Here is a 16,612-nt window from a genome sequence, read left to right as displayed (position 1 = left end):
ACCGGGTTCCCGCCGCGCGGTGGGGTCGGGACGGCTGCTCCCCCCTCCTGGGCAGCACCCTGACCTGAGGCCCCTCCGAACGATTCCCGCAGGGCCGGTGGCCTCCATTCCTCGGTGTCCGGACTAGTGTCGTGGTCACGTCGGCGCCGGCGGTCGCCGCCCGAGCGGGCGGCGCGGCCCGGCTCCGGCGCGGTCGTGAGCTCTGAGGGACTGAAGCGATGAAGATGACGTTCGGGCTGTTGGGCCCCCTGACGGTCGCCGTGGACGGCGTGCCGCAGCCGCTGCCGAGGGCCACCGTGCTGCGGGGGCTGCTGGGCGCCCTGCTGCTCGCCGAGGGCGAACGGCTGCCCGTCGGCCGGCTGGTGGACCTCGTGTGGGCCGGGCAGGCGGACCGGATCGGCCGGGGCGCCGTGCACACCGGGATGTCGCGGCTGCGCACCTGGCTCGGCGGCTTCGGGGACGGGACGGTGGCCCTGGACTCCGACACCCAGGGGTACCGGCTGGTGACCGGGCCGGACGCGGTGGACCTGGCGCGGTTCCGCGCGCTCGCCGCCGACGGGGACCCGGCCGCGGCAGCCGCCCTGCGTCGCGGCCCGGTCCTGGCCGGACTGGAGCGGGTGAACCGCGAGGACCCGCTGGTGGCGTCCGTGGAGGGCGCGGTGCGCGCCACCGTCCTGGCCCTGGCCCAGGCCGCCCTGGCGACCGGCGGGTGCCGGAGCGCCCTGGCCACGGTGACCGCGCTCGCCGAGGAGCACCCGTTCGACGAGCCCGTGCACACCGCCCTGCTGGAGCTGCTGGCGGCGGACGGCCGGGCGGCCGAGGCCCTGCGCCGCTTCCAGACGCTGCGCCGCCGGCTCTCCGGGGAACTCGGCATCGAACCGGGCGAGCAGGTGCAGAAGGTGTTCCTCGCGCTGCTCGCCCAGGACCGCGAGGGCACCCCCGCGGACCCCCGACAGGCCCGGGTGCCCTCGCAACTCCCCCGGGACATCACGGACTTCACCGGCCGCGACGACCAGGTCCGGCTCGTCCTGGACACCCTGGCGGACGGCCGGGTGCCGGTGATCGCCGGCATGGGCGGCATCGGCAAGACGGCGCTGGCCGTCCACACCGCCCACCGCGCCGCCGTCGACTACCCGGACGGGCGGCTGTACGCGGACCTGCGCGGCGCCGACGAGTCCTCCGCCGACCCGGCCAACGTCCTGGCGGCCTTCCTGCGCGCCCTCGGCGCCGACCCCAGGGAGATCCCGGCCTCCCTGGAGGAGCGCTCCGCGCTGTACCGCACCCTGCTCGCCGACCGCCGCACGCTCGTCCTGCTCGACAACGCCGCCGATGAACAGCAGATCGGCCCGCTGCTCCCCGGCACACCGGCGCACCCGGCCGGCACCCCGAACGACGGCCGGGACGAGGGCCCGGACGGCCGGCCCGGCCACGGAGGCCGCCCCGCCGTCCTGGTGACCAGCCGCGCCGCGCTCACGGCCCTGCCCGGCGCCCGGCTCGTCGACCTCCACGAACTCGACGCCACCCACGCCCGGACGCTGCTGCGCCGCATCCTCGGGGACCACCGGGTCGCCGCCGAGCCGGTGGCCGCCGCCCAGATCGTCGACCTGTGCGGCGGCATGCCGCTGGCGGTCCGCATCGCCGGGGCCCGGCTGGCCGCCCGGCCGCGCTGGACCCTGGCCCGGCTCGCCCACCTGCTGCGCGACGAACGGCGCCGGCTCGACGAACTGTCGGCCGGGAACCTGGCCGTCCGGGCCGGCTTCGCCGTCGGCTACGCCCGCCTGTCGGAACCGACCCGCCGGATGTTCCGCCTGCTCGGCCTGCTCGACGCGCCCGACTTCGCGCCGTGGGCCGCGGCGGCGATGGCCGGCATCCCGCTGGAACGGGCCGAGCGGCAGCTGGAGGAGCTGATCGACGCCCAGCTCCTCCAGGAGGCCGGGACGGAGCCGCACCTGCGCTACCGCTTCCACGACCTCGTCCGGCTGTACGCCCGTGAGCACGCCGAGGCCGCGGACGAACCGGCCGCGCGCGCCGCCGCGCTCGAACGGGCCTTCGGCGCCTGGCTCTGGCTCGCCGAGCAGGCGGCCGACCAGGTGCCGGGGCCCTGCTTCGCGCCGCTCCACGGCGAGGCGCCCCGCCACCCGATGCCGTCCGCCGTCGCGGCGGCGCTGCTGGACGACCCGATGGCCTGGTTCGACGCCGAGCAGCAGGCCCTGAACGCGAGCGCCCGGCAGGCCGCCACGCTGCGCATGGTGCCGATGGCCTGGGACCTCGCCGCCTGCCAGGAGAAGTACTGCGACGTCCGCGGCCTGTACGACGACTGGCGCACCACGCACCTGACCGTCCTCCAGGTCTGCCGGACGGCCGGCGACGGTCTGGGCGCGGCCGTGCTCACCCGCGGCCTCATCGAGGTGACGACCTGGACCACCCCGGCCGAGGACGCCGGCACGACGGTCGGGGTCGAGGACGGCACCCAGACGATGGTCGCGCTGGAGGACCACGCGCGGCGCCTGCGGCAGCTGTTCGAGCAGGTGGGGGAACCGCGCGGGACCGCCGACGCCCTCGTCCTGGCCGCCTGGAGTCTGGTGGCCCAGGGCCGCGAACAGGAGGCCCTGGACGCGGGCCGCCGCGCCCTGGACCTCGCCACCGCCCACGACCACCCGGGCGGCCAGGCCCGGGCGCACCAGATCATCGCCATCGCCTACGGGGAGACGGACCTCGACCGGACGATCGATCACCTGACCGAGACGCTGCGACTGGCCCGGCTGATCGGCAACACCCGCTTCGAGGCGACGGCGATCCAGTTCCTGGGAGCCGCCCACGGCCGGGCCGGCCAGGTGGAGCGCGGGGTCGAGCTGCTGCTGTGTTCGCTCGCCATGGCCCGCTCCCTCGACGACCGCTACGTGGAGGCGTTCTCGTTGCTCTACCTCGCCACGCTGTACGCGGCCACCGACGACGGCCGCGCCCGGGGAACGGCCGAGGCGGCACTGGCCATCGCCCGGCGGTTCGACCTGGGGCACCACCTCGCCCAGGCCCTCGGCATCCTCGGCGAGCTGGACCTGGCGGAGGGCCACCACGCCTCGGCCGTCGCGCACCTGGAGGAGTCGGTCCTGGTGTGGCGGGCCCGCGGCTGGCGCTCCTTCCTCGCCGGGGCGCTGCGCGCGCTCGGCCGGGCCTACCGGGCGGCCGGGCTGTCCGAGTCGGCCGCGCGCGTGCTCGACGAGGCCCGCGAACTGGGCGACGCCCCCGTGGCGGGCCCCGACGACCGTACGGGGAACGGCACTCCGGCCGGGTCCGTCCCCTGCGCGGACCCGACCGGCGGCCCCTGAGGGGCGGGACAGGACCTGTCGACCGGGTCCTGGAACCGGGCGCGTCCCCGTCCTGTGCCGTCGGACCCGACCTTAGGCAAGGCCTCTTACCGATCGCTTACCGATAGTCGGTAACCAGTACGACTTCCGTACGGACGTCGCGCCGGGCGGTTCGGATGCCGGATGGTTAGGTCGTCGCCTAAAGACCCGGTTAAAAATTCGTGTGACCCCTTGCCGATAATGTGATCACATGTGCAAACGCTGTGACGTTGCGCGTCGCAGGGGAGGGACCGGTCCGCTCTGCCGAGCGGACCCGATCAACAGGAGTCGCACCATCAACACCGCCATCCGCAAGGCCGCCCGCGGCGCGATGCCCGTCGCCGTCACCGCCTCGGTGCTCGCCACCGGTCTCGCCGCCTGCGGCACCGTCGAGCAGCTCACCGCCGCCCAGAAGGTGTCCAAGGCCTTCGACAAGGTCCGCAACGCCAAGTCGGCCGGGTTCACCCTCTCCATCGACGCCACCCCCGAGCAGGTCGCCGCGTTCGCCAACTCCGGTGAGCACAACGGCAGCCGCGGCCTGGTCGACGCCGCCCGCGGCCGCGGCGGCGAGATGGACGAGAAGACCGCCAAGGCGATCTCCGGGCTCTCCCTCTCCGTCGCGGTCTCCGCCGACAAGCCGCTCAAGGACATCGAGGCCTTCAAGAACGCCGGCAAGGACGGCAAGAACACCGACCTGACGCTCGACAAGTCCGTGCGCGTCTCCTACGTGTTCGCCGACCGCAGCGGCACCGCGCTGCTGGAGTACCGCCAGGTCGACGCCAAGGGGTACCTGCACGCCGACGCCAAGGGCCTGCTGAAGCTGGTCGGCGAGGACCCGTCCACGGTGGACGAGCTCCGCCGCGGCCTGCCCGAGAAGCTGAAGCCGGTCGGCGACGTGCTGGACGGCAAGTGGCTCTCCTTCGACCTCCAGGCACTCGCCGACCAGGCGAAGGAGTCCGACGGTCAGAAGGCCGCCCCGAGCGCCGCGCCCGGCGCCGACCAGGAGTTCGGCCGGCAGATCCTCAACTCGCTGAAGGACGTGCTCGGCCGCACCGTCACGTACGAGGACAAGGGCAAGAAGGACGGCGCCGAGCACCTCTGGGTGAGCGCCCCGGCCCGGCAGCTGGTCGACGAGATGTACAAGGCCGTCAAGCCGCTGTCCGGCAAGTTCCCGAAGCAGCTCGGGGACTTCCCCGACCAGGCTCCGAGCGACGTGCCGGACCGCACCATCGGCCTCGACCTCTACCTGAAGAACGGCGCCTTCTCCTCGGCCACCTTCGACTTCGCCCAGCTGGCCGACAAGGTCGAACCGGGCGTCAACTTCCCGGTGAAGCTCGCCTTCAACCAGGCGGCCCCGAACGTCCAGGCCCCGGCCGACGTGGTCACGGTGAGCGACGACCAGCTGCTGGACGCGGTGCTGGGCATGGCCACCGCGCGCGCCGGGGAGGGCCTCGACGACGAGGACGCCCCGAGCGGCCTCCCGATCGCGCCGCCGCTGACCGACGCCCAGCTCAAGGAGCTCGCCGGGCTCGGCATCACCGAGACCGAGGCGCGCGCCTTCAACCGGGCCGGCCTGACCTACCAGGACATCAAGGGGATCGCCCAGAAGGACTCCCCCTCCCCGGCGTAAGCCCGGCCCGTGACCGGCCGACCGCACCCCGCGGTCGGCCGGTCACGCGTTTCCGGTCAGGCGTTCCCCGTCACGCGTTCCCGGCCCGCCGTTCGGGCATGGCCCGGGGTGCTCAGGCGTGGGCGGCGGCGCACTCCGGGTGGCCCCAGGAGCCGCCCACCTTGGTGATCTTGTCGCCCTTGGCGTACGGACGGCTGCACGGGCAGGTGCCGGGGAAGCGGGCGTTCAGGGTGCGCGAGCCCCCGCTCCGCTTGGCCCCTCCGCCGGTGCTGGTGCCGGTACCGGTGCCGCCGGAGGACGCGGACGCGGTACGGGCACCGCGCGCCTTGGGCGCCTTCGTGGCGGCGGCCGGGTCGGGGGCCGGCAGGTCGGCGGCCGTGCCGGAGGCGTCCTGCTGGGTGCGGGCGGCGTCGCTGGCGGCCTTGTCTGCGATCGCGTTCAGCGGGTCGCCGTCCACCTGGTGGGCCGGCACGTAGACGAAGGTGACGTCCCGGCCCTCCAGCAGGGCGTCGATCGCCTGGATCAGCTCCTGGTTGGCGACCGGCTTGCCGGCCGCCGTCTTCCAGCCGTTGCGCTTCCAGCCCTTCAGCCACTTGGTCACCGAGTCACGGGTGTAGGTGCTGTCCAGCCGTACCTCCAGCGGCGCCGCCGGGTCCGTCGCGGCCAGCAGCTGCCGCAGCGCCGTCAGCTCGCCCACGTTGTTGGTGCTGTGACCGAGCGCGCCGGCCTGCCAGCGCTGGGGCACCCCGGCGGCGTCCGCCACCACGTAGGCCCAGCCCGCCGGACCGGGGTTGCCCTTGGCTGCTCCGTCACACGCTGCAATGACTCGTTCGACCATGCCTCGATCATGCCTGGTCGGAGGGCCCGGAGCCAAAGCCGCTCGGCAACGCCTCCAGGCCCGTTCCACCATGCCCCGATCACGCCTGGCCGACGGGCCGGAGCCGAAGCCGCCGGGCAACGCCTCAAGGCCAGCCTCCGGGCCCCGCCGTCGGGCCGGAGCCGCTCAGCCGCGCAGCAGCGGCAGCAGCAGTGCCGCCGACCAGCTGAAGTTGGCCGAACTGCGCCCCTCCCCGGTCAGCGGGTCGTAGTTCTCCCGCACCGGGCCGTCCCCGGTCAGCCCGGCGGCGGTGGCCAGCAGCCGCTCGACCGTCCGCCGGGCGTCCTGCTCCCAGCCGTAGCGGCGCAGCCCCTCGACGGCGAAGTAGGTCTGGTCGAGCCAGGCCAGGCCGCGCCAGTAGCCGGCCGGGTCGAAGGACGGCGAGCTGCGGGCCACCGTCGGGAAGGGCATCGCGGTGCCGAACTCCGCCGGGTCGAGCAGCAGCCGGCGCACGGTGCGGGCCTGGGCTGCGGTGGCGGTGCCGGACCACAGCGGGATCGCGCCCTCGATGCCGCGGCCCCTGGCGGTGAGCCGGGCGCCGGTGGCGAGCGCGGTGTCGTGGAACCAGCCGGTGGCCGGGTCGTACATGGTGTCCCGCACGGCGGCGTCGATCCGTTCCGCCCGGGTGCGCAGCCGCTGGGCGCCGGCCAGGTCGCCGAGTTCGGCGGCGATCAGCGCCAGGTGTCGGTGGTCGGCGGCCAGGTAGGCGTTGAGGTCGACCGAGCGCTGGTCGAGCGACCAGCCGAGCAGCGTCCCGTCCGCGCCCCGGTTGGGGACCACGGTGGCGGCGTCGAAGCGCGGGGCGTTGTCCATGCCGGACTCCCAGGCCGCCGCCTCCACGCAGGCCTCGGCCGTGTCGTTGGCCGGGTCCACGGTGGCGCCGTACTCGCACAGGCCCTCGCCGAGGTGGTCCCTGGTGCGGTACCACCAGTCCTGGTAGGCGGTCAGCTTGGGCAGCAGCTCGCGCAGGAAGGCGCGGTCGCCGCTGCGCCGGTAGACCTCCCAGACCGCCCAGGAGGCCAGTGGGGGCTTGGAGTTGCGCTCGTTCCAGTTGCCGCCGCCGGTGCCGGGGTCGTTGTAGAAGACGCAGTCGGGGACCATGCCGGCGTCCTGCGGGCGCCCGGTGGCGCCGGCGCCCGTCCGGTGATCGAACGGGACCTGGTGGTCGAACACCGCCCGGATCTGGTCGGCGGCCAGGCCAGGCGCGAAGGCCGCGGTGCCGACGGCCTGTTTCCAGGTGTCCCAGGCCCACACCCCGCTGAACCACTTGTAGGACAGGGTGGGGGTGACGGCGTCGTGCCGGATCCGTCCGGCCGGGCTGCGCCAGTTGGTGACCAGGGTCTGCACGCACTTGACGGCGGTGCGGCGGCGGGCGGCCGGGACGCCCTCGGTGGCCCGGGTGACGTACCCCTGCCAGCGGGCGGTGCCCTCCGCCGCGACCCGCTCCGGGGCGCGCAGCGCGGTCTCGGCCTCCGCCGCGGCCCGGGCGTACTCGGCCTCGGTGAAGGTGTAGCTCTCGGTCCAGTCCAGGCTGCGGGTCTCCCCCGGCGCCAGCCGTACCGGCTCGGCGAGTTCGGTGCGGTGGCCGTCGCCGTCGGCGCTCAGCACGACCCGAACGGGCCGGGCGTGGCGGACGGCGAAGCGCTCGGTGCCGTCGGTGAGGTAGTCCCAGGTCTGCCGGACCTTCGCGAAGCGCACCTCCACGCCGCGTTCGGCGGCGGCCAGCGTCGGCGCCTCGCGCTGCGGTCCGCCGGCGGGGCGCAGCAGCCGGCCGGTCCAGGCGGCGGTCAGGGTCCGGACGGCCGGGCCGGTGTTGGCGAGCCGGGCCCGGAGCAGGGCGGTGCGGGGGCCGGCGAAGCGCAGGTCCAGGGTGAGGGTGAGGCCGGCGCCGAGGTCGTGGGTGAGCCGTAGCAGGCCGGGCAGTGAGGTACCGCGTACGGGTGCGCCGGCGGTGAGGTCGAGGGGCCGGCCCTGTTCGGTGAGCTGGAGGCGGGTCAGGCCGTCGCTGAGCCACCAGGGGTACTCCTGGGCGAGGTACAGCGGGCCGGTGAAGCCTCCCTGGGGGTCGGCCGGGCGGGGCAGGGCGTAGGCGTGCCAGGCGCCGAGGTCGGCGAAGACGGTGATCGGGTTGTTGCCGCGGGCGTCGCCGGGGTAGGCCTGGGCGGGGGTGCCGTGCAGGTCGAGGACGTCGGCGTAGCGCTCGTCGGGCCGTGCGACCTCGTCTGAGGTATCCGCGTGGGCGGCCGGGGCGGCGGCGAGGGTGCCGGCCGTGGCGAGGGCGGCGGAGCCGGCCAGGAAGTGGCGGCGGGACAGCGGGTTCATGCGCGCTCCTGGGCGGCTGCGGGGAGTCGGAGGACGGCGGCGCCGAGCGGTGCGAGGGTGACGGCGCCGGCCGCTTCGGCCCCGGTGAGCAGGTCGGTGCCGGGCGTGCGGAGCGGGACGCGGTGTTCGTCCGGGCCGTGGTTGAGCAGGAAGAGGTAGCCGGTGCCGTCGGCGGCGTGCCGGCGGGTGGCCTCGACGCCGTCGGGCAGGCCGGGCAGTTCGGGGCCCACTCCGGCTTCGGCGAGCGCCAGGCCGAGCACCGGGCCGACGTCGGCGCCGAGGTGGCAGCTCAGGTACCAGGCGCTGCCGGCGCCGAGCCGGTTGCGGGTGACGGCCGGACGGCCGGCCAGCGTGCCGGAGTGGTAGCGGGCGACGGTCTCGGCGCGCTCGGTCTCGATCCACTCGCTCCAGCGTTCGGCGCGCAGGTCCGTACCGTTCAGGCGCACGGCGGTGGTCGCGCCGTCGGGGATCGGCCAGTGCTCGTCCACCACGATCCCGAGCAGTTCGCGCAGCGGGCCCGGGTGGCCGCCGGGGTGGATGTGGTCGTGCCGGTCGGTGATGCCGCTGAACGGGCCGCAGACCAGCCGGCCGCCGTCCCGTACGTAGGCGGTGAGCCGGTCGGCGGTGGCGGTGTCGAGCAGGTAGAGGTTGGGGGCGAGCAGCAGCGGGTAGCCGTCGGGCTCGGCGGTGGGCGGGAGGAAGTCGACGGTGATGCCGCGCTCGTACAGCGCCGCGTACCAGGGGCGGAGCAGTTCGGGCCAGCGCATCCGGGCGGAGGGGTGGTCGTCCAGTTCGAGGGCCCACCAGCTGTCCCAGTCGAGCAGCACGGCGGCCTGTCCGCGCAGCCGGCTGCCGGCGACCTCGCCGAGCCGGCGCAGTTCGGCGCCGAGGCCGACGGTCTCCTGCCAGCCGCGCGAGGCGGTGCCGCGGTGCGGGAGCATCGCGCTGTGGAACTTCTCGGCTCCGGCGACCGAGGCGCGCCACTGGAAGTGCAGTACCCCGTCGGCGCCGCGGGCCAGGGCCTGGAGTGACCAGAGCCGGTAGAGGCCGGGGCGCTTGGGCAGGTTCACCGGGCGCCAGCTGACGGCGGAGGGGGCCTGTTCCATCAGCAGCCAGGGGCGGCCGCCCTTGAGCGAGCGCATCAGGTCGTAGTTCATCGCGGCGTTGACGTGGGCGCGCGGGTCGGCCGGGTCGGGGTAGGCGTCGTCGGAGACGAGGTCCTCGTGCCGGCTCCACTCCCAGTAGTCGAGGGCCTTGAGCATCGACATGAAGTTGGTGGTCACCGGGACGCCGGGTGAGACCTCGTCCAGGACGGCCTTCTCGGCGCGGTGCAGGGCGAGCAGCGCGTCCGAGCAGAACCGGCGCCAGTCCAGCAGCTGGGTCGGGTTGACCGGTCCCGGTGCGGTGCGCGGCGGTTCGATCTGCGCGAAGGAGTCGTAGTGCTGGGACCAGAAGGCGGTGCCCCAGGAGCGGTTCAACTCCTCGATGGTGCCGTGCCGTTCGCGCAGCCAGCGGCGGAAGTCGGCGGCCGAGGCGGGGCAGAAGCACTCCTCGACGTGGTCGGCGTACTCGTTGTGGATGTGCCACAGGGCGAGCGCGGGGTGGTGGCGGTAGCGCTCGGCGAGGGTCCGGGTGAGCCGGACGGCGGCCTCCCGGTAGGCGGGTGAGGAGGGGCAGTAGTGCTGGCGCGAGCCGAACTCCAGGCGTACGCCGTCGGCGGTGACGGGCAGCGACCCGGGGTGGGCGCGGACCAGCCAGGCGGGTGGGGAGGCGGTGGCGGTGGCCAGGTCGACGGCGATGCCGTGCCGGTGGACCAGGTCGAGCAGGCGGTCCAGCCAGCCGAAGTCCCAGCTGTCGGGGCCGGGTTGGAGGCGGGCCCAGGAGAAGATGCCGACGGTGACCAGGTTGACCCCGGCCTCGGCCATCAGCTTCACGTCCTCGGCCCACACCTGCTCGGGCCACTGCTCGGGGTTCCAGTCCCCGCCGTACAGCAGTCCTGGCACCCGGGTGAGGCGGTCCATGGTCATCCTTTCAGCGCCCCGCCCAGCAGACCGGCCACGAACTGCCGCTGGAAGACCAGGAAGAGCACCATCAGCGGGAGCGTGGCCAGGAAGGAGCCGAGCATCAGGCCGGAGTAGTCGACGTGGGTCAGCCCGGTCAGCGTGTTGAGCGCGACCGGCACGGTGTACTTGTCCTCGGTGTTGAGCATCAGCAGCGGCCAGATGAAGCTGTTCCACTGCCCCATGAAGGTGAAGATCACCAGTGCGCCCAGCTGTGGACGTACGCACGGCAGGACGACCTGGTAGAAGGTGCGCAGTTCGCCGGAGCCGTCGATCCTGGCGGACTCCAGCAGTTCGTCGGGGAAGTCCAGGAAGCCCTGGCGCATCAGCAGGATGCCGAAGGAGTTGGCCAGGAAGGGCACGATGACGGCCTGGTAGCTGTCGATCCAGCCGAGGCCGGCCATCATCTGGAACAGCGGGACCAGCAGCACCTGGAGGGGGATCATCATGGTGGCCAGCACCAGGCCGAGCAGCAGTCCGCGGCCCCGGAAGCGGTACTTGGCGAGCCCGTAGCCGCACATCGCGGACAGCAGCGCGCTGAGCGCGGTGTAGACGACGGCGATCCCGAGGCTGTTGAGCAGCACCCGGCCGAAGCCGATGGTCTCCTGGAGGTGGACCAGGTTGCGCAGCAGGTTCCCGCCGGGCAGGAACGGCGGCGGTGAGTGGAACAGTTCGGAGCTGCTGTGGGTGCCGGCGATCACCATCCAGGCGAAGGGCAGCAGGCTGAGGACGGCGCCGAGGGTGAGGACGGCGAGGACGGCGGTGCGGCCGGCCCTGGCGAGCGCTGGTGGACGGCTCATCGGCGCCGGTCCCTTCCGTAGAGCCGGAACTGGAGCAGGGAGACGGCCGCGATGATCAGCACGACGACCCAGGCGATGGCGGCGGCGTAGCCGAAGTCGAGCTGCTGGAAGCCGACCTTGTAGAGGTAGACCACCGGGGTGAGCGTCGCGTCGCCGGGGCCGCCGCGGGTCAGGACGTAGTTCTCGTCGAAGAGTTGCAGGGTGCCGATGGTGGAGGTGATGACGCAGAACAGCACCACCGGGCGCAGCTGGGGCAGGATCACGCTGGTGTAGGTGCGGACGGTGCCGGCGCCGTCGAGGGCGGCGGCCTCGTACTGGTCGCGGCCGATGGCGTGGAGTCCGGCGAGCAGGATGACGGCGTTGTAGCCGGTCCACCGCCAGGTGACCGAGCCGATCAGTGAGATGCGGGCCCAGGTGGGCGAGTTGAGCCAGTCGACCGGGCCGAGGCCGAGGACCTGGAGGAACTGGTTGGCGAGGCCGCCGTCGGTGCGCAGCAGGACCTGGAAGACCACGGCGTAGGCGACCAGGGTGGTGATCGCGGGCAGGAAGAAGACCGCCCGCCAGCCGGCCCGGAGGCGCAGCCAGGACTGGTTGAGCAGGACGGCGAGCACCAGGGCGAGGCCGATCATCACCGGGACCTGGACGGCGAGGATCAGTCCGGTGTTGACGAGGGAGTGCAGGAAGGCCGGGTCGTGCAGCATGCGCCGGTACTGGTCGAGGCCGACCCAGACGTCGGTGCCGTCGCGGCGGGCGGTGAAGCTCTGGTAGAGGCTGGCGCCGAGGGGGTAGGCGAAGAAGGCGACGAAGAGCGCGGTCGTGGGCCCGGCGAACAGCCAGGCCGCGGCCACGGTGCGTGGGGAGCGCCGGCGGCGGGCGGGGGCGGCCGGGGCCTGGGCCGCCGGTTTGCGCAGGGAGGCCGGAGGACTGGTCATCGGGCCCGCCCCTACGCGACCGGCTGGCGGCCGGTCGCGGTGGCGATCTGGCGGGCGGCGGAGCGCAGTACGGTGCCGGGGTCGGCCCCGTTGTGCAGCACCTGGTTGACGGCGGTGGTGACGATGTCGCCGGCCTTGGAGTCGTCGGCGGTGTACTCGACGGTGGGGATGGCGCGGGCGAGTCCGGCGAACAGCTGCATGGCCGGCTGGCCGCCGTAGTAGGGGGCGGGCTGCTGGAAGTACGGGTCGTCCAGGGCGGGGAGGTAGGCGGGGAAGAGCCCTTCGTGCTGCATCATCGAGGCCTGGTTGGCCTTGTCGGCGAGCAGGAAGGAGAGGAAGGCCCAGGCGGTCTCGGGGTTCCTGCTCTGCGCGGGGACGCAGAGGGTGGAGCCGCCGCTGTTGGAGGTGCGGGTGCCGCCGGGGGTGAAGGCGGGCAGCGGGACGACGCCGAACTTGCCGCTGAGGTCGGTCATTTCGGCGGTGAGGGTGCCGTCCCACCAGGCGGCGGTGGGGATGGTGGCGGCCTTGCCGTCGTGGGTGGCGGAGACGAGTCCGTCCCAGCCGTTCTCGAAGTCCACCAGGTCGCGGTCGACGAGCTGTTTGAGCAGGGTGAGCGCGCGTTCGGCGGCGGGGGTGGCGACGGCGGCCCTGCCGTCGGTGAACCAGCGCTGGCCCTGCTGCTGGAGGAGCATCGCGAAGAGGCTGTCCTCCTTGGCGTCCAGGGTGAGCAGTTTCCTGCCGGTGGCGGCCTTGAGGGTGGTGCCGGCGGTGAGGTAGTCGTCCCAGGTGTTCAGGCCGGCCGGGTCGATGCCGGCCTGCCGGAGCAGGTCGCGCCGGTAGAACAGGGCGCACGGCCCGCTGTCCCAGGGCAGGGCGAAGACCCGGCCCTTGGCGTCCGTCACGGTGCGCCAGGAGGCCTCTGGATACTGGGACTTGAGGCTCCCGGCGCGGCCGGTGAGGTCGACCAGGGCGTTCGGGAAGTTGCCGATGTAGGTGGGGAGTTTGTGGCCCTCGACGGTGAGGATGTCGGGCAGTCCGCTGCCGGCGCCGAGCCCGACGGTGATCTTGTCGTAGGCGTTGTCGTAGCCGATGTCGACCACGTCGACGGTGGTGCCGGGGTGGGCCTGTTCGAAGACCTTGCCGAGCCGCTGCATGGCCTTGGCGGCGACGTCCCAGGACCAGATGGTGACCTTGCCGGCGAGGGTGGCGCCCGGGCTGCCGGTGAGCTGCTTGGCGCTGGTGCCGCCGGTTCCGCCGGTCGCGCAGCCGGTGGCGCCGGTCAACAGCAGTGCGCCGCCGGCGAGTCCGGCACGGAGGAGTCGGCGACGCCCTGGATCTTCCGCCGATCCGCCCTGGCCAAAGTCGAGTTGGGAATGTTTTCTGTGCCGGGTTTCTGCGGACATCTTGCCTCCCGACTGGTGAATGCCGAATGCTGTATACAGAACTCAGCATTCACAACCCCGTCAAGGCTTGTGACTGAAATCGCGGAAGGTGCCAGGATGAGCACACGCGTCCCCCGAACCCACCCGTACATCCCCAACTCCGCCCCGGAGGTGAGGAAGTCGATGCTCGCGGCGGTCGGCGCCCAGGACGTCGAGGAGTTCTACGCCGACATCCCCGCCGCCCTCCGGCTGGACCGCCCGCTGCGGCTGCCCGGGGCGCTCGGCTCCGAGGCCCGGCTGGCCGCCCACCTGGAGGAACTGCTCTCCCGCAACACCGCCGTCCCGCCCGGCCGCAGCTTCCTCGGCGCCGGCTGCTACCGCCACCACGTGCCCGCCGTCGTGGACGAGATCGTCAACCGCAGCGAGTTCCTCACCGCCTACGCGGGCGAGCCGTACGAGGACCACGGCCGCTTCCAGGCACTGTGGGAGTACCAGTCGCTGATGGCCGAGCTGCTCGCCGTCGACGTCGTCAACGTGCCGACGTACGACGGGTTCCAGGCCGCCGCGACCGCGCTGCGGATGGCCGGGCGGGCCACCGGCCGGCGCCGGCTGGTGCTGGTCGGCGCGATCGACCCGGACCGGCTCTCCCGGATCCGCGACTACGTCCGGGGCGTCCACGACCTCGTCCTCGTCCCGGCCGAGCCCACCGCCGTCCGCGCCGCGCTCGCCGAGGGCGACGCGGCCGCCGTCTACGCCCAACTCACCGACCACCGCGGCCGGGTGGACCAGGAGCTGCCGCAGTACATCGAACTCGCCCACCGGGCCGGGGCGCTGGCCGTCGTCCACGCCAACCCGCTCAGCCTCGGCGTGCTCACCCCGCCCGCCGATCTCGGCGCCGACCTCACCTGCGGCGAGCTCCAGCCGCTCGGCATCCACCCGAGCTTCGGCGGCGGCAACGCCGGCTTCATCGGCAGCCCCGACGACGAGCGCCTCGTCGCCGAGTACCCGAGCCGGCTGTTCGGCCTCGTCCCCACCGACGTCCCCGGCGAGTACGGCTTCGGCGACGTCGCGTACGAGCGCACCTCCTTCGCGCTGCGCGAGGAAGGCAAGGAGTGGGTCGGCACCGCCGCCGCCCTGCACGGCATCGCCGCCGGGGTCTACCTCGCGCTGATGGGCCCGCACGGCATGCGCGAGATCGGCACGACGATCCTCGCCAACACCGCCTACGCCCGGCAGCGCCTCGCCGCCGTCCCCGGCGTCGAAACGGCCGACCCCGAAGCCGTGCACTTCGCCGACTTCACCGTCCGCTACACCGGCGAGCGCACCGCCGCCGAGATCGCCGACGCCCTGCTCGCCCTCGGCCTGCACGCCGGCACCCCGGCCGCGCCCGACGAGGGCCGCTACTGCGTGACCGAGCTGCACACCCAGGCCGACATCGACCGGCTCGCCGACGCGCTTGAGGAGACCGTGAAGTGACGAATCATCAGACGAGCGGCTCGGTGGACCCGCGAGTCGCCCCCAAACCCGCCCTGCGCCGCTTCCACCAGGCCCGCTGGGACGAGAAGCTGATCTTCGAACTGGGCACCCCCGGCGAGCGCGGCGTCCTGCCCCCGCTGCCCGAACCCGCCGTCACCGCCGCCGTCGGCGACCCCGCCGAACGGCTGCCCGCCGCGCTGCGCCGCGGCACCCCGCCCGCCCTGCCCGAACTCGGCCAGCAGCAGGTGCTCCGGCACTACCTGCGGCTCTCCCAGGAGAACCTCGGCGCCGACCTCAACGTGGACGTCGGCCAGGGCACCTGCACCATGAAGTACAGCCCCAAGGTCAACGACACCTTCGTCCGCGACCCCCGGATCGCCGCCCTGCACCCGGCCCAGGACGCCTCCACCGTCCAGGGCGTCCTCGAACTCGTCCACCGGCTGGAGCAGTTGCTCAGGGAGATCTCCGGCATGGACCGGGTCAGCCTCCAGCCCGGCGCGGGCTCGGCGGCGATCTGGACCAACGTCTCGGTGATCCGCGCCCACCACGCCGCCCGCGGCGAGGCGCAGCAGCGCGACGAGGTCATCACCACCGCCTTCTCCCACCCCTCCAACGCCGCCTGCGCCAAGACCGCCGGCTTCCGGGTGATCACCCTGCACCCGGACGCCGACGGCTACCCCGACATCGAGGCGCTGCGCGCCGCCGTCGGCCCGCGCACCGCCGCCCTCCTCATCACCAACCCCGAGGACACCGGCATCTACAACCCCCGGATCGCCGAGTTCGTCCGGATCGTCCACGAGGCCGGCGGCCTGTGCGCCTACGACCAGGCCAACGCCAACGGCATCCTCGGCATCACCCGGGCCCGTGAAGCCGGCTTCGACCTGTGCCACTTCAACCTGCACAAGACCTTCTCCACCCCGCACGCCTGCGGCGGCCCGGCGGCCGGTGCCTGCGGCGTCACCGCGGAGCTGGCGCCCTACCTGCCGAGCCCCACCGTCGAGTTCGACGGCGAGCGGTACGTCCTGGACGACGACCGGCCGGACTCGGTCGGCAAGATCCGCCCCTACCTGGGCGTCGTGCCGAACCTGGTGCGCGCCTACGCCTGGATCACGGCCCTGGGCGCCGAGGGGCTGCGCGAGGTCGCCGAGACCGCCGTACTCAACAACAACTACCTGCTGCACCGGGTGCGGCAGATCCGCGGCGTCTCCGTCCCGTACGCCGAGGGGCGCCCCCGGGTCGAACAGGTCCGCTACAGCTGGCAGCAGCTCGCCGAGGACACCGGCCTGCACAGCGAGGACCTCGGCTACCGCGCCGCCGACTTCGGCACCCACTACTGGACCAGCCACCACCCGTACGTCGTCCCCGAGCCGATGACGCTGGAGCCCACCGAGTCCTACTCCCGCGCCGACCTGGACGAGTACGCGGCGATCCTGGCCGAGGTCGCCCGCGAGGCGTACGAGGACCCGGACACCGTCCGCACCGCCCCGCACCGCTCCACCGTGCACCGGATCCGGCACGAGCCGCTGGACGACCCGGCGGTCTGGGCGGTCAGCTGGCGCGCCTACCGCCGCAAGGTCCTGGGCGAGCAGCCGTGACGGCTCCCCCGGCCGGGCGCCGGACCGGGCCCGGGGCCGAGCGGGACCGGCCCCGGATCGGGCCCGTGACCGACCAGGACCCGCCCCGGATCGGGCTCGTGGTCAACCCGGTCGCCGGGCTCGGCGGCCGGGTCGGCCTCAAGGGCAGCGACGGCGCCGAGATCCAGCGGCGCGCGCTGGACCTCGGCGCCCGC

At 73.8% G+C, this 16,612-nt stretch carries 10 protein-coding genes; 4 read left to right on the top strand and 6 right to left on the bottom strand.

All coding sequences use genetic code 11. From position 1 onward, the window contains the following. Positions 1-218 precede the first annotated feature (218 nt). Positions 219-3,326: an ATP-binding protein gene (locus BU198_RS00825; RefSeq protein ID WP_223243736.1), complete on the top strand. Its 3,108-nt coding sequence runs from the start codon at positions 219-221 to the stop codon at positions 3,324-3,326. Positions 3,327-3,555: 229 nt separating this feature from the next. Next, the gene (locus BU198_RS00820) at positions 3,556-4,974 is read left to right on the top strand and encodes a hypothetical protein (protein WP_188294845.1); all 1,419 of its coding nucleotides are present in this window, start codon (positions 3,556-3,558) and stop codon (positions 4,972-4,974) included. A gap of 112 nt (positions 4,975-5,086) precedes the next feature. Here BU198_RS00820 and BU198_RS00815 read toward each other — a convergent pair whose 3' ends face one another. From BU198_RS00815 to BU198_RS00790, 6 genes are all read right to left on the bottom strand, one after another. After that, on the bottom strand, positions 5,087-5,812 hold the full coding sequence (locus tag BU198_RS00815; protein WP_188294844.1) for a ribonuclease H: 726 nt from the start codon (positions 5,810-5,812) through the stop codon (positions 5,087-5,089). Positions 5,813-5,977: 165 nt separating this feature from the next. After that, positions 5,978-8,173: an MGH1-like glycoside hydrolase domain-containing protein gene (locus BU198_RS00810; RefSeq protein WP_188294843.1), complete on the bottom strand. Its 2,196-nt coding sequence runs from the start codon at positions 8,171-8,173 to the stop codon at positions 5,978-5,980. Beyond that, complete coding sequence (locus BU198_RS00805; protein WP_188294842.1) at positions 8,170-10,194, bottom strand: beta-galactosidase; 2,025 nt, start codon at positions 10,192-10,194, stop codon at positions 8,170-8,172. Before BU198_RS00805 ends, BU198_RS00810 begins: the two co-directional genes overlap by 4 nt. A gap of 2 nt (positions 10,195-10,196) precedes the next feature. After that, positions 10,197-11,033 carry a carbohydrate ABC transporter permease gene (locus BU198_RS00800; RefSeq protein WP_188294841.1) on the bottom strand — a complete coding sequence of 279 codons (837 nt, stop codon included), beginning with the start codon at positions 11,031-11,033 and terminating at the stop codon, positions 10,197-10,199. Next, positions 11,030-11,965, bottom strand: coding sequence for a carbohydrate ABC transporter permease (locus BU198_RS00795; protein ID WP_188294840.1), 936 nt, complete (start codon positions 11,963-11,965; stop codon positions 11,030-11,032). Before BU198_RS00795 ends, BU198_RS00800 begins: the two co-directional genes overlap by 4 nt. A gap of 11 nt (positions 11,966-11,976) precedes the next feature. Continuing rightward, positions 11,977-13,248, bottom strand: a complete 1,272-nt coding sequence (locus BU198_RS00790) for an ABC transporter substrate-binding protein (RefSeq protein WP_223243735.1) — start codon at positions 13,246-13,248, stop codon at positions 11,977-11,979. Positions 13,249-13,464: 216 nt separating this feature from the next. Here BU198_RS00790 and gcvPA point away from each other — a divergent pair, with 216 nt between their 5' ends. Together gcvPA and gcvPB are read left to right on the top strand one after the other, a co-directional pair. Next, positions 13,465-14,823 (top strand): aminomethyl-transferring glycine dehydrogenase subunit GcvPA, encoded by a 1,359-nt coding sequence (gene gcvPA, locus BU198_RS00785; protein ID WP_188294838.1) that lies wholly within the window; start codon positions 13,465-13,467, stop codon positions 14,821-14,823. Then, complete coding sequence (gene gcvPB, locus BU198_RS00780; RefSeq protein ID WP_317619897.1) at positions 14,820-16,418, top strand: aminomethyl-transferring glycine dehydrogenase subunit GcvPB; 1,599 nt, start codon at positions 14,820-14,822, stop codon at positions 16,416-16,418. Before gcvPA ends, gcvPB begins: the two co-directional genes overlap by 4 nt. The last annotated feature ends 194 nt before the right edge of the window (positions 16,419-16,612 follow it).

It is taken from the genome of Streptomyces sp. CBMA156 (genome assembly GCF_014596515.1).
Lineage (GTDB): Bacteria > Actinomycetota > Actinomycetes > Streptomycetales > Streptomycetaceae > Kitasatospora.
The sequence above is the reverse complement of the archived record's forward strand: the minus strand, read 5'-3'. Positions and strand labels throughout refer to the sequence as shown.